4 protein-coding genes are annotated in these 20,909 nt (G+C 69.7%); all 4 read left to right on the forward strand.

Annotation, left to right across the window (positions count from 1 at the left end):
* The first annotated feature begins 132 nt into the window (after positions 1 to 132).
* The 4 genes from HPO96_RS09520 to HPO96_RS09535 all read left to right on the forward strand — a co-directional run bounded on the left by HPO96_RS09520 (position 133) and on the right by HPO96_RS09535 (position 20,883).
* On the forward strand, positions 133 to 10,872 hold the full coding sequence (locus tag HPO96_RS09520; RefSeq protein WP_171672983.1) for a non-ribosomal peptide synthetase: 10,740 nt from the start codon (positions 133 to 135) through the stop codon (positions 10,870 to 10,872).
* A 7-nt stretch (positions 10,873 to 10,879) separates the two neighbouring features.
* The gene (locus HPO96_RS09525; RefSeq protein WP_171672984.1) at positions 10,880 to 20,101 is read left to right on the forward strand and encodes a non-ribosomal peptide synthetase; all 9,222 of its coding nucleotides are present in this window, start codon (positions 10,880 to 10,882) and stop codon (positions 20,099 to 20,101) included.
* On the forward strand, positions 20,098 to 20,319 hold the full coding sequence (locus HPO96_RS09530) for an MbtH family protein (protein ID WP_171672985.1): 222 nt from the start codon (positions 20,098 to 20,100) through the stop codon (positions 20,317 to 20,319). The genes HPO96_RS09525 and HPO96_RS09530 overlap by 4 nt, the downstream gene beginning before the upstream one ends.
* 111 nt (positions 20,320 to 20,430) lie before the next feature.
* Complete coding sequence (locus tag HPO96_RS09535) at positions 20,431 to 20,883, forward strand: putative immunity protein (protein WP_171672986.1); 453 nt, start codon at positions 20,431 to 20,433, stop codon at positions 20,881 to 20,883.
* Positions 20,884 to 20,909: the final 26 nt, after the last annotated feature.

Here is a 20,909-nt window from a genome sequence, read left to right on the forward strand (position 1 = left end):
GGAAATGAGCGTGATCCGGCCTCGGTGGCGATTCTGGCGCAGGTCTTTCAGGCCGGTTGACCGGGCTCCGGGCGGTTACGAGACTCGGGGAGGCCATCCAGCACGCCGGCAAGCCGAGGAGGAGACACGTCCATGGGGTCTTGGGATGTCACGCCGGCGCAGGAAGCGATGTACCTGGCGCAGGAGGTGGCGCCCGACGAGCCGAACAACGTCGCCGTCCTGTGGGACGTCGCCGGCCGGATCGACCGGGACCACCTCGACGAGGCGCTCCGCCGGGCCGTCGCCGAGGCGGCGCCGCTGACGGTGAACTTCGTCCGCGAAGGCGCCGTCGTCCGGCAGGTGGGCTGGGATCCGGGGGAGTGGCAGCCCTTCTGCGCCGAGACGGCCGCTGCCGAAGACCCGCTCGCGGCGGCGCACGACCTGGTGGCCGAGTTGGTCGGGCAGCCGTTCGACCTGGCCACGGATCCACTGCTGCGGATGGGATCGGTGCGGCTGGGGGCCGAACGGACCCTGCTGGTGCTGGTGTTCCACCACGTGGTCACCGACGCGTTCGGGCTGATCAACCTGCTCTCGCAGCGGATCGCGGCGATCTACACGGCGCTGAGCACCGGGACGCCGCTGCCCGAGCAGCCGGCCGCCGACCCGATGCTTGCCCTGAGCAAGGATCTGGCGTACCGCTCCTCGGCGCGGTTCCGGCAGGACGAGGAGTTCTGGGTCGGCTACCTCGCGGACGCGCCGGAGCCGGCTCAGCTGCCGGCCGGGTTGCTGACCAGCGGCGTCGAGCCGGCCGGTGACATCACGATCTGGGACGACCTGTCGAAGCCGCTCGGAATGGTCACCGCGACCAGGTCGGTGCCGGCCGAGGTCGCACGGCAGTGGGGCGAGTCGGTTCCGGAGTTGCTGGTAGCTGCCGTCGTCGCCTTCATCGGGAAGACGACCGGTCGCTCGCGGCCGCTGGTTTCGTTCACGGTGAACAACCGGACGGGGACCACCCGGCGCGCGCCAGGCCTGCTGTCCAACATCCTGCCGCTGCGACCCTCGCTGCCGCGTGGAGCTCGCTTGGCCGACCTAGCAGGCGCGGTTGTCGACGAGCGACGTTCGCTGCTGCGCCATGCCGGTCATCAGCTGTCGCTGATTCAGCGCGCGACCGGACAGCGCGGGACGACGCGCAGTCCGTTCGGCCCGATCGTCAATGTGATCCCGCAGGTCGAGGAGCTGCATTTCGGGACCGCCCGGGCCCGTTTCGCCGGTGGCGTCTTCGGAGCGTTGGACGAGGTGATGATCTCGGTCTACGGCGACGGCTCGGCGGACAGCGATCAGTTCATCCGCTTCGACGCACCGGCCGAGTTCTACGCCGAGTCCGACGTCCAAGCGCTCGCAGACCGCTTTCGTGCGTTCTTGATCGCTGTGATGGCGGACAGCTCGGCCGTGCCGGAGCTGCTGTCCGGAGCCGAGCAGCAGGCCGAGCTGGCCGCCTCCCGCGGGCCGGTGGTCAGCACGCCGGATGTCAGCTTGACTGCGCTGCTCGACCAGCAGGCTGTTGCGACGCCTGATGCGGTCGCTGTGCGCTTCGAGAACACCTCGTTGACGTATAGGGAGCTGGCCGAGCAGTCGGGGCGGTTGGCGCATCGGCTCGCCGAACAAGGGGCTGGACCTGAGCAGGTAGTCGCAGTGGCGGTCCCGCGCTCGCTGGAGCTGGTTGTCGCGCTGGTCGGCATCCTGAAAGCAGGCGCCGCCTATCTCCCCGTCGACCCCGACTACCCCGAGGCGCGGATCGCGCTGATGCTGGAAGACGCCGAGCCGGTCTTGGTGCTCACCTCGGCCGCTGTCAGCGATCGGTTGCCGGAGATCGCGTCCACTGTGCTGATCGACCGCCTTGCGCTCGACGTCGGGGTGGAGCTGAGCCGGGAGGTCGATCCCGCGCATCCGGCGTACCTGATCTACACCTCGGGATCGACCGGGCGGCCCAAGGGTGTCGCGGTGTCCCACTCGGCGATCGTGAACCGGCTGCTGTGGATGCAGGACGCCTATGGGCTGGACGCGTCGGACCGGGTGCTGCAGAAGACCTCGTCGTCGTTCGACGTGTCGGTCTGGGAGTTCTTCTGGCCGCTGATCACCGGTGCGACCCTGGTCGTCGCCCGGCCGGACGGGCACCGCGACCCGGCGTACCTGGCCGAGGTGATCGACCGCGAGCAGATCACCACGCTGCACTTCGTCCCGACGATGCTCGCCGAGTTCCTCCGAGTGCCGCAGTCGGGTGCCGGCCTGCGACGGGTGGTGTGCAGCGGCGAGGCGCTGCCGCCCGCGCTGACGGAGCAGTTCCATCAGGTGTTCCCAACCGTTGCCCTGCACAACCTTTACGGCCCGACCGAGGCTGCTGTCGACGTGACGTTCTGGGAGTGTGTCCCGGGTTCTGCCGTCGTACCGATCGGCAGGCCGATCTGGAACACGCAGTTGTACGTCCTCGACGGTGATCTGCGGCCTGTCGTGCCGGGTCAGACGGGCGACCTCTACATCGCCGGCGACGGGCTTGCCCGGGGGTACCACGGTCGGCGCGGGCTGACGGCTGAGCGCTTCGTGCCGTGCCCGTTCGGCGCGCCCGGCGCCCGGATGTACCGGACCGGCGACCTTGCGCGCTGGAACGCCGACGGCCAGCTGGAGTTCGCCGGCCGCGCGGACCAGCAGGTGAAGGTGCGCGGCTTCCGCGTCGAGCCGGCCGAGATCGAGGCCACACTGGAGCAGCACCCCGGCGTCGCGCAGGTCGCCGTCCTGGCGCGCGAGGCCGACGGCGGGGCGCAGCTGATCGCGTACGTCGTACCGGCGGTTGCCGGTGGGATCGGCAACGCCGATCGAGAGCTGGACTTCAATGCCGGGCTGACGGCCGGTGAGCTGCGATCGTTCCTGGCCGCGCGCGTCCCGGCCCATCTGGTACCGGCCGCGTTCGTCTTCCTGGACCGGCTGCCGCTGACCGGCAGCGGAAAGCTGGACCGGAAGGCGTTGCCCGCGCCGGAATTCGCCGATGGCCCGTTCCTGGCCGCGCGGACGGCGGACGAGCATGCGCTGGCCGAGATCTTCGCCGAGGTGCTCGGGCTGGACCGCGTCGGGATCGACCGGGACTTCTTCACGATCGGCGGCGACAGCATCCGGGCGATCCAGGTGGCGTCGGCGGCCCGGCTGCGTGAGCTGACGATCAGCGCACGGGACGTCTTCGAGCGGCGTACCGTCGCGGCCCTGGCCGAGGTCGCCGGGCGGCAGGTTGCGCTGCCCGTGCTCGAGGAGTTGGACGGCGGCGGGGTGGGCTGGATGACGTTACCGCCGATGGCTCAGCTCATCGCCGAGCGCGGCGCCGGACTCGACGGTCTGGCGCAGTGGCTGCTACTCGACGTACCGGCTGCCATCGATCGCGAAACGCTGACTGCGGCCCTGGACCAGCTGATCGGTCACCATGACGCACTCCGCGCGCAATTGGGTGCGGACGGGCTCGTCGTCCGACCGGTCGGCGCTGTGCGCGCCGAGCAGGTGCTGACGACACACACGTGGGACGGCGGTTGGGACGCTCCGGACTGGAGTGATCGACTCACGGCCGAGGCGGCCCAAGCTGTCGGACGGATCGATGCGACGGCCGGTACGTTGCTGCAGGCTGTGCTGTTCGAGGGTACGGACGACCGGCCCGGCCGACTGCTGCTGGCTGCACATCACCTGCTCGTCGATGGCGTCTCTTGGCGCGTGCTGCTGCCCGACCTGGTGACCGCTACCCGCGGCGGGGTCTTGGCGCCGGTGCCGACTTCGCTGCGCCGCTGGCTGCACGCGTTGGCAGAGGCGGCTGCGCAGCGCGTCGACGAGCTGGACTTCTGGCTGGGCATGCTCGACGAGCCGCCGGCGCCGATCGGACGCCGTCCGCTCGACCCGGCGATCGACGTCGTCCGGACGGCACGAACCTTGCACGTCGAGCTTCCGACCGAGCTGACGTCGGCGGTGCTGGAGAAGATCACCGGGGCCTATCGGTGCGGTGTCGATGAGGTGTTGCTGGCGGCGTTCGCGGTCGCGCTCCGCGCGCGGTCCGGCGCGGATCCCGTCGTCCGCTTGGAGGCGCACGGCCGCGAGGAATGGCTTGCTCCCGGCGCGGACCTGTCCCGTACGGCCGGCTGGTTCACCACGGTCTTCCCGGTCCGGCTGCAGGTCGCTGACTCAGCTGCGGCCGCGCTGCTGACCGTGAAGGAGCAGTTGCGTGCCGTGCCGGACAAGGGCATCGGCTACAGCCTCCTGCGCTTCGCCAACGCCGAGACGGCCGCAGTGCTGAGCGGCCACCCGGTGGACGAGATCGGCTTCAACTACCTCGGCCGGTTCAGTTGGGAGGGCTGGCCGCTGGCACCGGAGCGGCCCGAGCTGACTGCCGCGCCTGCTGCCGACATGCCGCTGCTGTCGGCACTCGAACTCAACACGGTTGTCACTGGTGACCAGCTCACCGGCCTCTTCACCTTCGCCAGTGAGCTCCTCGACGAGAACGAGGTGGATGAGCTGGCCACCGCATGGTGTGCCGCACTTCAGGAACTGGCCGAGGACGTCGAGCGCGGCGGACACGGCCTGTCACCGTCGGACGTGCCGCTGGTGTCGGTGACGCAGTCAGAGCTGAACAGCTGGCAGCAGCGCTACGGCCGGTTCGCGGACGTCTGGCCGCTGACTCCGCTGCAGTCGGGGCTGCTGTTCCACGCCGAACTGGCTGGTCCGGCCTTCGATGCCTACCAGACCCAGTTCGTCTTCCGGCTGGCCGGCCGCGTCGATCCGGACGCTCTGCAACGCGCCGCGCAATCGCTGCTCGACCGGCATCCGAATCTCCGGGTCGCCTTCACCACGTCGGTGTCTGGCGACAAGGTGCAGATCCCGGTCGACGGGGTGTCGGTGCCGTGGCAGCACGTCGACCTGTCCGACGTTCCGGCGGCCGAGGACGCGTTCACCCGGCTGCTGGCCGAGGAGCAGGCCGCACACTTCGATCCGGCCGCGCCGCCACTGCTGCGCTTTACCCTGGTCACCTTCGCGCAGGGGCGCGCCGAGCTGGTGCTGACCGCGCACCACGTCCTCTTCGACGGCTGGTCGCTCCCGCTGATCATGCAGGAGCTCATCCGGTTGTACGGCGCGGAGCCGGTGCCGCATGAGCGCAGCTACCGCGACTTCCTGCAGTGGCTCGCGCAGTACGACGCGGACGCCGGCGCCCAAGCCTGGGCCGCCGAACTGGCGTCCGTCGATGAGCCCACCCTGCTGGCCGCGGTCGTACCGCCGCCGGCTGACTCCGGCCCGGCGACCGGTGTGGGACAGGTCGACCTGGCACTGACCGGTGCGGACGCGCAGCTGCTCTCGAAGCGCGCAGCCGAGGCAGGCGTCACGCTGAACACCGTCGTCCAGGCTGCCTGGGCGCTTGTCCTGGCCGAGCTGACCGGCCGCCAGGAGGTGCTGTTCGGTACCACCGTGTCTGGTCGCCCGGCAGAGCTCGATGGCGTCGAGGCAGTGATCGGCCTGTTCATCAACACGGTTCCGGTCCGGGTCCGTTGTGCGCCGACCGACTCGCTCGCCGACCTGCTCGGCCGGATCCAGGACACCCAGGCCGGTTTGCTTGACCACAACCAGGTCGGTCTCGGCGAGATTCAGCGCGCGACCGGTTTGAGCACGTTGTTCGACACCTTGGTCGTGTTCGAGTCGTTCCCGGTCGATCGGGCCGGGCTGACCGACGCGACGGCGTCCGCGGGTCTCGCGGTGACCGGCATCCGGCCGCACGCCGCGACGCACTACGCCGTCACGGTGCTCGCGGCGGCTGATCCGCATCTTCGGCTGAGCTTGCAGTACCAGCCCGACGTACTGGACCTGGCCGCCGCAGAACAACTCGCCGACCGGCTGACTCGGGTTCTGCACCAGCTGGCCGCTGGACTCACCACATCGGTGCGCGCGATCGATGTGCTGACCGAGGACGAGTACACCCAGCTGGTTCGCGAGCTGAACGAGACCGCGGTGGAGCTGCCGGAGGTGACCGTTCCGGAGCTTCTCGTGCAGCAGGCGCGGAAGACGCCGGACGCGATCGCCGTCGAGGCTGCGGGCCGGACGATCACCTACCGCGAGCTGCACCGCCGGGCGAATGCCCTCGCCCACGAGCTGATCAGTCGCGGTGCCGGGCCGGACGTCGTGGTGGCCGTCGCGCTACCGCGCACGGTCGACCTCCTGGTCGGATTGCTCGGTGTGGTGAAAGCGGGCGCCGCGTACCTGCCGGTCGACCCGAACTACCCGAGTGACCGCGTCGTCCGCGCACTCGAGTCGGTGCGGCCGCTGGTCGTCGTAACGGACGCCGAGACCGCCGAACTGGTCCCAGTCGCGAGCATTCCGCGGCTGCATCTGGAGACCATCGACGAGTCGCGGACGAACGAGCCTGATCTCAGCCGGCCGTTGCGCCAGGACAACCTCGCGTACGTCCTCACGACCTCAGGGACAACGGGCATCCCCAAGGGCGTCGCACAGACGCAACGGGAACTGGCCAACGCCGTACTCCGGATGCGCGCCTACCTGGACGAGCCGGTCGGGTCGAAGCTGCTCTCCGGTACGTCGGTCGGCTTCGACATCTCGGTGTGGGAGCTGTTCGCGACGCTCTGCTCGGGTGGCTGTATCGAGCTGGTCCGCGACGTGCTCGTCGTGGGCGAGCGCGACCAGTGGCGCGGCGGTGTGATCAGCACCGTGCCGTCGGCGTTCGCAGAGCTCGTCGACACGGTCGGCGCGCGGCTGAACGTCGGCACGGTCGTCCTCGGTGGCGAGACGCTGACCAATGCCCTGGTCGAGCGGGCTCGTTCCGTGCTGCCTGACATCCGCATCATCAACACCTATGGGCCGAGTGAGACCTTCTACACCACGGCTTTCACGCTGCCGCCGGGCGAGCGCTGGACGCAGGGCGCGAGTCTGCCGATCGGTGGACCCCTCGGCAACATGCGGCTGTACCTGCTCGGGCCGACCCTGAAACCGGTGCCACCGGGCACGCTGGGCGAGCTGTACGCCGCCGGCGCCGGTGTGGCTCGTGGGTACTACGGACGGCCCGGTCTGACGTCGGAGCGGTTCGTGCCTAACCCCTTCGGCGCGCCGGGCGAGCGGATGTACCGGACCGGCGACAAGGCACGCTGGAGCCCCGACGGTGAGCTGGAGTTCATCGGCCGGGTCGACCATCAGCTGAAGGTCCGTGGGTTCCGAATCGAGCCGGCCGAGATCGAGTACGCGCTGGCGGCTCACCCGGCGGTCCGGCAAGCAGTCGTGATCGCTCGGGAAGACCAGCCGGGTGACCTGCGGCTGGTTGCCTACGTGACCCTGGAGGCCGGCGACCCGGCGGTCGACGAGTTGCGGGCGTTCGTGGGGGAGCGGCTGCCGGCGTACATGGTGCCGACGGCAATTGTCGTGCTGGAGGCCTTGCCACTGACGCCGAACGGCAAGCTCGACCGGTCGGCGCTGCCGGCGCCGGAGCTGAGCGGTGGGGTCTATCGCGCGCCGAGCGGGCCGCAGGAGGAAGCGCTCTGCGAGCTGTTCGCGGACGTCCTGGGGGTCGAGCGGGTCGGCGTCGACGACGACTTCTTCGCGCTCGGCGGGCACTCGCTGCTGGCTACCCGACTGGTCGGGCGGGCGCGGGCAGTGCTCGGGGTCGAGATCCCGATCCGTTTGGTGTTCACCGCGCCGACTGTGGCCGCTCTGGTCGCGCAGCTGACGAAGACCGGCAAGGTGCGGACGGAGCTGCGCCCGGCGGTGCGGCCCGATCCGCTGCCGCTGTCGTATGCGCAGCAGCGGCTGTGGTTCATCGACCGGTTCGAAGGCCCGTCCTCGACGTACAACATCCCGCAGCTACTGCGATTCCGCGGCGAACTGAATCCCGCCGCGCTGCAGGCCGCGCTCCAGGACGTCGTCGCGCGGCACGAAGCCCTGCGGACCGTGTTCGGCGAGTTCGACGGCCAGCCGTACCAGCGGATCCTCGCGCCGGAAGATGCGCAGATCCACTGGAAGGAACACCGGTTCGTCGAGCCGAGTGCGGTGCCGGAGCTGGTGTCGGCGATCGCGACCCACCAGTTCGATCTGTCGGTCGAGCTGCCGGTGCGCGCGTCGCTGCTGCACACCGGGCCCGGCGAGTTCGTCCTCGTCCTGGTGCTGCATCACGTCGCGGGCGACGGCGGATCGATGGCGCCGCTCGCACGTGACCTTTCGACGGCGTACCGAGCACGGCTCGGCGGCGATGCACCTGGCTGGCCCGGCCTGACTGTTCAGTACGCCGACTACGCCTTGTGGCAGCGCGACCTGCTGGGCGCGGAGTCCGACCCGGCCAGCGTGCAGTCGGTGCAGGCGGCGTATTGGCGCGACGAATTGGACGGCGTGCCCCAGCCGCTGGTGCTGCCGACGGACCGCCCGCGGCCGGACGTTTCGACCTTCCGGGGCGGGATCGTCGACTTCACGCTGTCGAGCGACATTCTGAGCGGCGTCGAAGCGCTGGCGATGGCGCGTGGGGTCACGGTGTCGATGGTGTTCCAGGCCGCACTCGCCGTTCTGCTGCACCGGCTCGGCGGTGGCGAGGACCTGACGATCGGCTCGCCGATTGCCGGCCGGACCGACGACGCCGTCCACGACCTGATCGGCTTCTTCGTCAACACCTGGGTGCTGCGGGTACAGCCGGCGCCGCACCGTGGGTTCGACGAGGTGCTGGACGAAGTGCGCGACAAGGCGCTCGCGGCGTACGACAACCAAGACGTGCCGTTCGAGCGACTGGTCGAGCTGCTGCGGCCGGAGCGCTCCACGACGCATCACCCGCTGTTCCAGGTGATGTTCGCCTGGCAGAACAACGTGCGTCCGGAGCTGGACCTGCCTGGCGTCGACGTCGGCGTCGAGCCGGTGTCCACCAATACGGCGAAGTTCGACCTGTTCTTCAACCTGTCACCGGACAGCACGGGCGACGCCGTGATCGGCGGTGTCGAGTACGCGAGCGATCTGTTCGACCGGTCGACGGCCGAGGCGATCGCGGCCCGCTTCGTCCGCGTCGTTGAACAGGTCGTCGCCGAGCCGGCCCGGAAGATCGGCCTGGTCGACGTGCTGAGCCCGGGGGAGCGGGAGCTGCTCGTCGACGGCTGGAACGACACCGTCCTCCCGGTCGAGGCCACGACAGTCCCTGCCCTCGTCGCTCAGCGCGCGCTGGAGACGCCAACGGCGGCCGCACTGACCTGGGACGGACAGACGACGTCGTACGACGAGCTGAACCGGCGGGCCAACCGCCTTGCGCACTGGCTGATCGACTCCGGTGTCCGGCCGGAGTCCCGGGTCGCTGTACTGCTACCGCGGTCGGCTGACCTTGTGGTCGCGCTGCTGGCGATTCTGAAGGCCGGTGGCTCGTACGTCCCGGTCGACCCGGAGTACCCGGCCGCTCGGGTCGAGTTCGTGGTCAGCGACTGTGCGCCCGTACTGGTCCTGGACGACGACCTGCTCGCGACGGCTGACCTCTCGGCGTACTCCGATGCCGATCCGGCGGTTGCGGTCACACCGGCGCACACCGCGTACACGATCTACACCTCAGGTTCGACCGGGAAGCCGAAGGGTGTGGTGATTGAGCACGGCGCGCTGCTGAACTTCCTGGCCTCGATGCAGGATCGGTTCGCCCTGACGCCGGCGGACCGGTTGCTGGCGGTCACGACAGTCGCCTTCGACATCGCCGGGCTGGAGCTATTCCTGCCGCTATTGAACGGTGCGAGCGTCGTACTGGCCAGCCGGGAGGAGGTGGCCCAGCCTGCCGTCCTGCTGGACCTGATCGACCGTGAGCGGGTGACGCTGATGCAGGCGACGCCGTCGCTGTGGCAAATGCTTGTGACGACCGATGCGACGCGGCTGAACGGGCTGCGCGTCCTTACCGGCGGCGAAGCGCTGCCACCGGCGTTGGGCGAGGCGCTGGCGAAGCAAGCGGCATCCGTCACGAATTTGTACGGGCCGACCGAGACGACGATCTGGTCGAGTGCTGCGGAGGTGCTGCCGGGTGTGGCGCCGACAATCGGTCGACCGATCGGGAACACCCAGGTGTACGTGCTGGACGAGTCGCTGCAGCCGGTGCCGGCTGGGGTGCCGGGTGACCTGTGGATCGCTGGTGACGGCGTCGCCCGTGGGTACTACGGACGCGCAGCGCTGACGGCCGAGCGGTTCGTGGCCAGTCCGTACGGCGTACCGGGCGCGCGGATGTATCGCACCGGCGACACCGCGCGCTGGAACGGTCGCGGTGAACTCGAGTTCGTCGGCCGGACCGACCACCAGATCAAGGTCCGCGGCTTCCGGATCGAGCCCGCGGAGATCGAACACACGCTGACCACGCACTCCGGCGTCCGGCAGGCAGTGGTGATCGCCCGCGAGGACCAGCCCGGCGACGTGCGGCTGGTCGCCTACGTGACGCCAGACGGTGCCGCCCCGGCGGCCGATGAGTTGCGGACCTACGTGAGCACCCGCCTCCCGGCGTACATGATTCCGGCGGCGATCGTCGTCCTGGCCGAGCTGCCGCTGACACCGAACGGCAAGCTGGATCGCTCGGCGCTGCCCAGGCCCGAGTTCGGCAGTGAGGCGTACCGGGCGCCGAGCAGCCGGCTGGAGGAACAGCTGTGCGCGCTGTACGCCGACGTGCTCGGGATCGAGCGAGCCGGTATCGATGACGACTTCTTCGCGCTGGGCGGCCACTCGCTGTTGGCCACGCGCCTGGTGGCGCGGGCCCGGAGCGTGCTCGGGATCGAGATCCCGATCCGCACGGTGTTCGCCGCGCCGACCGTGGCCGGCCTGGCGATGCGGTGCAAGGACCTGTCCGCCCCCGTTCGGAAGCCACTGCGCCGGATGACCGAAAGGTGATGACCTGATGATCCCCCTGTCCTACGCGCAGCAGCGGCTGTGGTTCATCGACCGCCTCGAAGGCCCGTCGGCGACCTACAACCTGCCGGCCGCCCTGCGGATCAAGGGCCCGCTGGACATCGACGCGATGGTGGCCGCGGTGCACGACGTGATCGGTCGCCACGAGAGTCTGCGGACGCTGATCGTGGAAGATGCCGAGGGCAACGCCGGGCAGCGCATCCTGCCGATGGCCGACGTGCGGCTCGACGTCCCGGTGATCGATGTCGAACCGGGCGGCGTGGCCGGGATGCTGGCCTCCGTCGCGGGCTACCGCTTCGACCTGTCGGCCGACCTGCCGCTGCACGCATGTGTGTTCCGCTGCGGGGTGGACGACTACGTGCTGGCACTGGTGATTCAGCACGTCGCCGGTGACGGCGGCTCGATGGCGCCACTGGCCCGTGACCTCTCGGCGGCGTACCGGGCGCGCGTGACCGGTGCGGCTCCGGAGTGGGCGGAGCTGCCGGTGCAGTACGCGGACTACGCCCTGTGGCAGCGTGAGCTGCTGGGCGAGGAGACCGATCCGGCAAGCCTGCAGTCGATTCAGGCCGCCTACTGGCACGACGAGCTGGCCGGCGTCCCGCAGCCGTTGCCGTTGCCGACCGATCGCGCACGTCCCGAGGTCGCCAGCTACCGCGGCGGGACGATCCCGTTCGAGCTGCCGGCCGAAGTGCTGAGCGGCGTCGAAGCGCTGGCCAAGGCCCGCGGGGTCACGGTGTCGATGGTGTTCCAAGCCGCGCTCGCCGTCCTGCTGCATCGCCTGGGCGGCGGCGACGATCTGACGATCGGATCGCCGATCGCCGGGCGCACGGACGAAGGACTGAACGATCTCGTCGGCTTCTTCGTGAACACGTGGGTGCTGCGGGTCAGACCGGCTCCGCAGCGCGCCTTCGCCGACGTGCTTGACGAGGTGCGGGAGAAGGCGCTGGCGGCGTACGACAACCAGGACGTGCCGTTCGAGCGGCTCGTCGAGCTGCTGCGGCCGGAGCGGTCGACCGCGCATCATCCGTTGTTCCAGGTGATGTTCGCGTGGCAGAACAACGTCCGGCCGGAGCTGGACCTGCCCGGGCTCGACGTGACCGTCGAGCCGGTGTCGACGAACACGGCGAAGTTCGACCTGTTCTTCAACCTGGCGCCGGACGAGACCGGCCGGGCGGTCGCGGGTGCGATCGAGTACGCGACCGAGCTGTTCGACGCGACGACGGTCGAGGAGATCGCGGCGCGTTTCGCTCGCGTCGTCGAGCAGGTTGTCGCCGATCCCGGTCGCGCCATCGGATCGGTCGAGGTGCTGAGCCCCGGCGAGCGGGACGAGCTGGTCACCGGCTACAACGCCACTGAGCTGACGGTCGACCCGGTCCTGGTGCCGCAGCGATTCGAGCGGCAGGCACAGGCGACGCCGGATGCTGCCGCGCTGTTCTGTGGCGACGAATCGCTGACGTACGGCGAGCTGAACCGCCGGGCGAACCGCTTGGCGCATTGGCTGGTCGAGCACGGTGTGGGCCCGGAGGCGCGGGTGGCCGTCGTCCTGCCGCGCTCGATCGACCTGGTGGTCGCGCTGCTCGCGGTGCTCAAGTCGGGCGGTTCGTACGTTCCGGTCGATCCCGACTACCCGGCCGCGCGGATCGAGCATGTGGTGACGGACTCCGAACCGGTGCTCGTCCTCGACGGACAGCTGCCGTCCGACCTCGCCGACTACCCGGATGACGACCTCAGCACCCAGGTGGCTGCAGACAGCGCGGCGTACACGATCTACACCTCCGGCTCGACCGGAACGCCTAAGGGCGTGGTGATCGAGCACGCGGCGTTGATCAACTTCCTGGTCTCCATGCAGCATCGGTTCGCCTTGACGCCGGCGGACCGGTTGCTGGCGGTGACGACGATCGCGTTCGATATCGCGGGGCTGGAGCTGTTCCTGCCGCTGCTGAACGGCGCGAGCGTCGTCCTCGCCGAAAAGGAGCAGGTGTCCGAGCCGGCGGTCGTGCTCGAGCTGATCGACCAGTGTGGCGTGACGATCATGCAGGCCACACCCGCGTTGTGGCAGATGCTCGTTTCGCACGACGCCGAACGGCTTGCCGGGCTGCGCGTGCTGAGCGGCGGTGAGGCGCTGCCCGCTGCACTGGCGGACACGCTGGCCCAGCACGCCGCTGAGGTGACGAACCTGTACGGGCCGACCGAGACGACGATCTGGTCGAGTGTGGCGGAGGTGTTGCCGGGTGTGGCGCCGACGATCGGTCGGCCGATTGGGAACACTCAGGTGTACGTGCTGGACGAGTCGCTGCAGCCGGTGCCGGCCGGGGTTGCTGGTGACCTGTGGATCGCTGGCGACGGCGTCGCGCGTGGCTACCGCCGGCGTGCCGATCTGACCGCGGAGCGGTTCGTCCCGAACCCGTTCGGGGTGCCGGGGGCCCGGATGTACCGGACCGGTGACAAGGCCCGCTGGAACAGCGGCGGCGAACTGGAGTTCGCGGGCCGGGCTGACCACCAGATCAAGATCCGCGGGTTCCGGGTGGAGCCGGCCGAGATCGAACACGCGCTGATCGGGCACTCCGGCGTCCGGCAGGCGATCGTGGTCGCTCGGGAGGACCAGCCCGGTGACGTCCGGCTCGTTGCCTATGTGACGCCGGAGCAGCGCGACAGCGGCGATGCAGACGCGGCCGACGAGCAGGTCGAGGAGTGGCAGGTTGTCTACGACCAGGCGTACGTCGACTCGGCCGACGCCGCATGGGGTGAGGACTTCGACCTGTGGAAGTCGGCGTACACCGGTGACGCGATCCCGCTCGAAGAGATGCGCGCCTGGCGGGACGCCGCCGTCGAGCAGGTGCTCGCGCTGCAGCCGCGCCGCGTCCTTGAGCTGGGTGTCGGTTCGGGTCTGCTGCTGGCGCCGATCGCGGGTCAGGTCGACGAGTACTGGGGAACCGACTTCTCGCCGGCAGTGATCGAACGGCTGCGGCACCAGGTCGCCGAGGCCGGTCTGGCCGGGCGGGTCGAGCTGCAGGTGCAGGGCGCGGACGACGCCGAAGGGCTGCCCGCAGGCGCGTTCGACGTGATTGTGCTGAACTCGGTCGCCCAGTACTTCCCGAACGAGCGCTACCTGCAGTCGGCACTCGCCTCGGCTTGGACGTTGCTCGCGGACGGCGGTCACGTCGTTCTCGGCGACATCCGGCGGCGAGCCTCCCTGCCGCTGCTGCAGACCGGTGTGCACCGGATTCAGCACCCGGGTGCCGCAACCGGGCTGGCACGCGCAGCTGTCGAGCAGGCCGTGCTGCTGGAGAAGGAGCTGGTGATCGATCCGGAGTGGTTCGTCCGCTGGGCCGAGACAGCCGGTGCGGGCGTCGACATCCGGCTGAAGGACGGCGTCGCCCACAACGAGCTCACGCGGCACCGGTACGAGGTGATCCTGCACAAGCAGCCCGCGGACGCTCTGCAGGATGCCTCCGGCTGGCCGGCTGTCGAGTGGCCAGGAGACCTGGACCTCCTTGGTCAGCGGGTCGGTGCGCAGCCCGTGCGGATCATCGGTATTCCGAACGCCCGGCTGACCGAGGAGGCCGCAGCGGCCCGCGTGCTCGGTCTCGACGACGGCACCGACGCCACCACGCGCGCTGTCGACCCGGAGGAGCTCAAAGCCTGGGCCGCCGGGCGGGGCTTGGCGATCGTCCTCACCTGGTCGCCGGACGCCGTCGACCGGATGGAGGCGCTGATCGCTCCGCCGGGTCAGCTGGCACTGACTGGTACCTACAGCCCAGCGGGCCGACAGCGCTGGGTCATCAACGACCCGGTCGCGGCTCGGGGGATCGGTACTTTGCTGACCGCGTTGCGCAGCGACCTGCAGGAGCGGTTGCCGGAGTACCTCGTGCCCTCGGCGATCGTGGCGATCGGCTCCATCCCGCTGACGCCGAACGGCAAGGTTGACCGCAAGGCCCTGCCTGCGCCGGACTACGTGGCCTCCGCGGGCGGCCGGGCACCGGCGACACCTGAGGAGACGGCGCTGTGCGCCCTGTTCGCCGAGGTGCTCGGCCTGGCGCGGGTGGGCGCCGACGACGACTTCTTCGCGATCGGCGGGCACTCGCTGCTGGCGACGCGGCTGGTCAGTCGGGTGCGGTCGGTGCACGGTGTGGAGATTCCGATCCGGGCTGTCTTCCAAGCACCGACGGCTGCCCAGCTGGCGCCGTATCTGGTGGCAGAGACGGAGAGCCGGCCGCGACTCGACCGGCGGCCGCGGCCGGACCGCGTCCCGGTGTCGTTCGCGCAGCAGCGGCTGTGGTTCATCCACCGGTTCGAAGGCCCGTCGGCGACGTACATCATGCCGCTGGCGCTCCGCATGAGCGGTGCGGTCGACACAGCCGCGCTGCAAGCCGCCTTGCAGGACGTCGTCACCCGGCACGAGTCGCTGCGGACCGTCTTCGGTGAGGCCGAGGGAGAGCCGTACCAGGAGGTCCGGTCGGCTGCGGATGCCGTCGTACCGTGGGAGGAACGTGACGTCGTCGAGGGCGACCTCGCCGATGCGCTCCGGACGGCGGCCTCGGTGCCACTCGATCTGTCCACCGATCTGCCGCTGCGGGCCTGGTTCTTCCGAGTCGCGCCAGACGAGTCGGTATTCATGATGGCGGTGCATCACATCGCGGCCGATGGCTGGTCGCTCCAGCCGCTCGCAAAGGACCTAGTAGCCGCGTACGCCGCGCGCAGCGCCGGTCAGGCACCCGAGTGGAGCCCGTTGCCGGTTCAGTACGCCGACTACACGCTCTGGCAGCGCGAACTGCTCGGAGATCGCAACGACGCGGACAGTCTGTACCGCAAGCAGCTGGACTACTGGACCGATCAGCTCGCCGAGCTGCCGGTCGCCGTCGGGCTGCCGACCGACCGGCCGCGTCCGGCGATCGCCTCACACCAGGGCGACCTGCACTGGTTCAGCTTCGACCCCGAGCTGACAGCTGGGATCAGGAAGCTAGCGCGGGACGCCGGTGCGACCGTGTCGATGGTCCTGCAAGCCAGTCTGGCCGCGCTGCTGTCGCGGCTGGGCGCAGGGACCGACATCCCGATCGGCTCACCGATCGCGGGCCGGACCGATGAGGCGCTCGACGACCTGGTCGGCTTCTTCGTGAACACCTGGGTGCTGCGCACCGACACGTCCGGCGACCCCAGCTTCACCGAGCTGGTCGGCCGGGTTCGGGAGGCGAGTCTGGCGGCGTACGACCGGCAGGACGTGCCGTTCGAACACCTGGTGGAGGTGCTGAACCCGGTCCGCTCGACCGCACACCACCCGCTGTTCCAGGTGTCGCTGGCGCTGCAGAACAACGAGCAGCCGGCGTTCGCGCTCCCCGGCCTGTCGGTCGCGCACGAGCCGGTCCTGCTGGGCACCTCGCGTTTCGACCTGTTCCTAAGCCTGACCGAACGGAACGAGGACGACGGGACCGGCCGGCTCACCGGTGTCGCCGAGTACGCGACTGACCTGTTCGAGCCCGCGACGATCCAGCTGCTGATGGAGCGTTGGCAACACCTGCTGGGGCAGTTGCTCGCTGAGCCGACGGCCCCGCTTGCCGCCGCCGACGTACTCGGTCAGCACGAGCGAGCTCTGCTGAGCCAATGGTCGGAGCAGCAGCACTCCGTCGACGGCTCCATTCCCGGTGCCTTCGCCGAGCGGGTGCGCGCGCACCCGGAAGCGACAGCGCTGGTCGGCGGAGACGAATCCTGGTCGTACGCCGAGCTCGACCGCTGGTCGAACCGGATCGCCCACCACCTCCGCGACCGCGGCGCCGGACCGGAGCAGCGCGTCGCGCTGGTGCTGGAACGCTCACCGTTGCTGGTGGCAACCATCCTGGGTGTGCTGAAAACCGGCGCGGCATTCGTCCCGGTGAACCCGGACGACCCCGCCGAGCGCGTCGAGTTCATGCTGTCCGACGTCGACCCGGTCGTGACCCTGACCCAGGGGTTCAGCGTCGGAGACGAGCTGCCGGACGGCCCGATCGACGTCCAGGGTCTCGGGACGAGTACGGCGTACGTGATGTACACGTCCGGATCGACCGGGCGGCCCAAGGGCGTCGAGACGACCCACCGCAACGTGCTCGACCTCGCGCTCGACGGCAGTTTCGCCGGACCGGCGCACCGACGGGTGCTCGTGCACTCGCCGCACACTTTTGACGCGTCGACGTACGAGATGTGGGCGCCGCTGCTCACCGGCGGTACGGCGGTCGTCGCACCGGCCGGGCGGCTGGGGACGGCGGAGCTGGCCGACCTGATCACCAGCCACGGCATCACTGGGTTGTGGCTGACAGCCGGGCTGTTCGCACTGGTCGCCGAGCAGCGGCCGGAGTGTTTCGCCGGAGTCTCGGAGGTGTGGGCCGGGGGAGACGTGCTCTCGCCCACGGCCGTCCGGCGGGTACTGGAGCGCTGCTCTGGCGTCACCGTGGTCAACGGGTACGGTCCAACCGAAATCACGACGTTCGCAACCAACCACCGGGTCGGCACACCCGACGCCTGCACGGACCCGCTGCCGATCGGCAAGCCGATGCAGGGCAGCCGCCTCTTCATTCTGGACGAGCGACTCGGTCTGGTGCCGACAGGTGTGGTTGGCGAGCTGTACGTCGCGGGCGACGGCGTGGCACGCGGCTACCTGGGGCGGCCGGGGCTGACCAGTGACCGCTTCGTACCGGACCCGTTCGGTCCGTCTGGTGCTCGCATGTACCGGACCGGCGATCTGGCCCGCTGGAACTCGGCCGGCGAGGTCGAGTACGCCGGCCGGGTGGACCAGCAAGTCAAGTTGCGTGGCTTCCGCGTGGAGCCGGGTGAGGTCGAGGCGGTGCTGCGCGCTCAGCCGGGAGTAGCGCAGGCGGTCGCCGTCGCCCGGGCGGACAGCGCCGGTGAGCGCAGCCTCGTCGCGTACGTCGTGCCGGACGGCACTGCGACCGACGACGGGGACGCCGGCCAGCAGGTCGACGAGTGGCGTGAGATCTACGACGTCATGTACGGCGAGACCGAGGTCGACTCCGACGGAGTCGGCGAGGACTTCACCGGCTGGAACTCGTCGTACGCCGACGAACCGATCCCCGTGCCGGAGATGCGGCTGTGGCAGGCCGCCATCCTGGAGCGGATCACCGAACAGGCACCGCAGCGGATGCTGGAGATCGGCGTGGGCTCCGGGCTGCTGCTCGGCCCACTGGTGCCGCAGGTGGCCGAGTACTGGGGCACCGACTTCTCCGCGCCCGTGATCGAGCGGCTCAAGCGCCAGGTCGGCGGCGACCCGAAGGTGACGTTGCGGGCCCAGCCCGCGGACGACGGCAGCGGACTGCCGACGGCGTACTTCGACACCATCGTGCTGAACTCGGTCGTCCAGTACTTCCCGGACGCCGGCTACATGACCCGGGTACTGGATCTGGCCCTCGATCTGCTCGCGCCCGGTGGGCGGGTTCTGGTCGGCGACGTGCGGAACCTGGCGACGCTCCGGATCTTCCGGACGGCGGTGCACCGTGCGCAGCACCCAGCGGACGCCGATGCCGTCGTCAAGGCCGCAGTGGAGCGAGCGCTGCTGGCCGAGAAGGAACTGGCGCTCGATCCGCAGTTCTTCACGGACTGGGCGCTCGGACACGACGGCGTCGCGGTTGATGTCCGGCTGAAGCAGGGCAGTGCTCACAACGAGCTGACGCGGCATAGGTATGAGGTGGTGCTGCACAAACCGCCTGTGCAGGCGCTACAGCTCGACGAGCTACAGGCCAGGGTGTTCGGGATCGACGTACAGAGTCTGCCGGATGTGGAGCAGGCACTCGCTCGGGCCGGCGGTCGGTTGCGGGTCACGCGGATCCGCAACGGGCGCCTGGTGAGTGAGGGCGGTCTGGCCGAAGCAGGTGCTGCGCTGGACCCGTACGACGTCGAGCAGTGGGCTGCGGCGCGTGACTTGCGCTGCTACTGCACCTGGTCGCCAGAGCTGCCTGAGTGCTTCGAGGTCATCCTGCTGGCGGACCGCGGCGCAGCGTCGTACGACGGCGTCTATCGACCGGCCGGACGCCGGACCGACCTGGCCAACGCGCCGGCGGTGTCTCGGATGGCCTCGAAGCTGCCCTCGCTGTTGCGGCAGGAACTGGCCGCGCGGCTGCCGGAGTACATGGTTCCGACGAAGATCGTCGTCCTCGATCGGCTACCCCTCACACTCAATGGCAAGGTTGACCGGGCCGCACTGCCCGAGCCGGATCTGGTCGCGGGGGAGTACCGGGCCCCGAGCACACCGCTTGAAGAGAAGGTCGCAAGTCTGTTCGCCGAGGTGCTCGGCGTCGACCGGGTCGGTATCGACGACGACTTCTTCCTGCGCGGCGGGCATTCGCTGCGGGTGATCCGGCTGATCTGGCGGCTCCGTGAGGAGCTCGGCGTTGACGTACCGATCCGGACGGTCTTCCAGTACCCGACGGTGACGGAGCTGGCGCCGCGGCTGGTCGAGTCGACGGAGTTCGAGGATCCGTTCGCAGTAGTGCTGCCGGTGCGCACCGAGGGCGAGCGGCCGCCGCTGTGGTGGCTGCACCCGGGCGGCGGTTTGTGCTGGCCCTACATGGGTTTCGCACCGCATCTGGACAAGCGGCACCCGATGTACGGCATTCAGGCACGAGGTTTCGGCGCCGATGCGTCACGGCCGGGATCGATCGAGGAGATGGTCGACGACTACCTGGCACAGGTGTTCACCGTGCAGCCGGAAGGACCGTACTACCTGTTCGGCTGGTCCTTCGGCGGCACCATCGCCCACGCGATGGCGGCCGAGCTGCAACGGCGCGGCCACGACGTAGCGATGCTGGCCATGCTGGACTGCGTTCCGGCCAGCCATTTCGCGAAGTTCGACGCGCCGGACCAGGCAATGGTGCGTGAATTCCTGGCGAACTACATGGGTCACCTGTCCGGGATGGAGGACTACCCGTTCCTCGTGGAGACGGCGTCCTCGATCCTCGTCGAGCACACCGTGCTGATGCAGAACTACACGTCGCCGGTGTTCCGCGGCGAAGCGCTGTTCTTCAACGCGATGCTCGATCCGGAGAACCACGAGCCGCGTCAGCTGGAGACCGAGTTCGACGTGCTGTGGGAACCGCATGTGGACGGCGCCGTCCGCCGGATCGACCTGAACTGCACGCACCAGGAGATGTACTGGCCGGTCAACGCGACCTCGATCAGCCGGACCGTCAACACCATCCTGAACGAATCAACGAATGGAGAGCAGCGATGAGCGTGAACCCCTTCGACGACGAGAACGGCGAGTTCCTGGTGGTGGTGAACGACGAGGAGCAGCACGCGCTCTGGCCGGCGTTCGCCCAGGTGCCGGACGGCTGGCGGACGGTTTTCGGCCCTGGCCGCAGAGCCGACGCGCTGGCCTACGTCGAGGAGAACTGGACCGACCTGCGGCCGCGCAGTCTGCGCGAGGCGATGGCGGCCGACGCAAGCTGACACGCTGAGTAGCCGCACGCCGTGTCAGAAGTTGGATACTGAGGGTCAGTTCCGGTAGAACGTGTGCTGCTCGTCCCGATACGGGACGACGAGAGGGAGGGGGAACGCAGAATGACAATCGACATCGCTGATCATCATGCGATCGCGCTCTGGGCCGCGGTCTGCGCCGAGCACGTGCTGGAGAACTTCGAGCGCGCGGCTCCGGACGATCCGCGGCCCCGTGAGGCGATCGAGGCCGGTCGCGCGTGGGTGCGCGGCGAGCTGAAGATGGTCGACGCGCGGAAGTTCGCGTTCGCCTCGCACGCGGCCGCCCGGGACGCCCCGGACGCCGCGGCGACCGCCGCCGCGCGCGCCGCCGGGCATGCGGCCGCCACGGCGCACGTGTACACACACGCGCCGCACGCCGCGAAGTACGCGGCAGCCTCGGCGGGTAAGGCGATCGAGCTGCGGCCGACCCCCACCGACATCCCGCGGACGGCGATCGCGCGTGAGCGCGAGTGGCAGCTCGGCCAGGTCCCCGAACATCTACGGACGATGGCCTTCCCACCGCACGGCACGCCGTAGCGAACCTGGAGATGACGTAGTGAACG

The sequence above is a fragment of the Kribbella sandramycini genome (assembly GCF_013131805.1).
GTDB lineage: Bacteria > Actinomycetota > Actinomycetes > Propionibacteriales > Kribbellaceae > Kribbella > Kribbella sandramycini.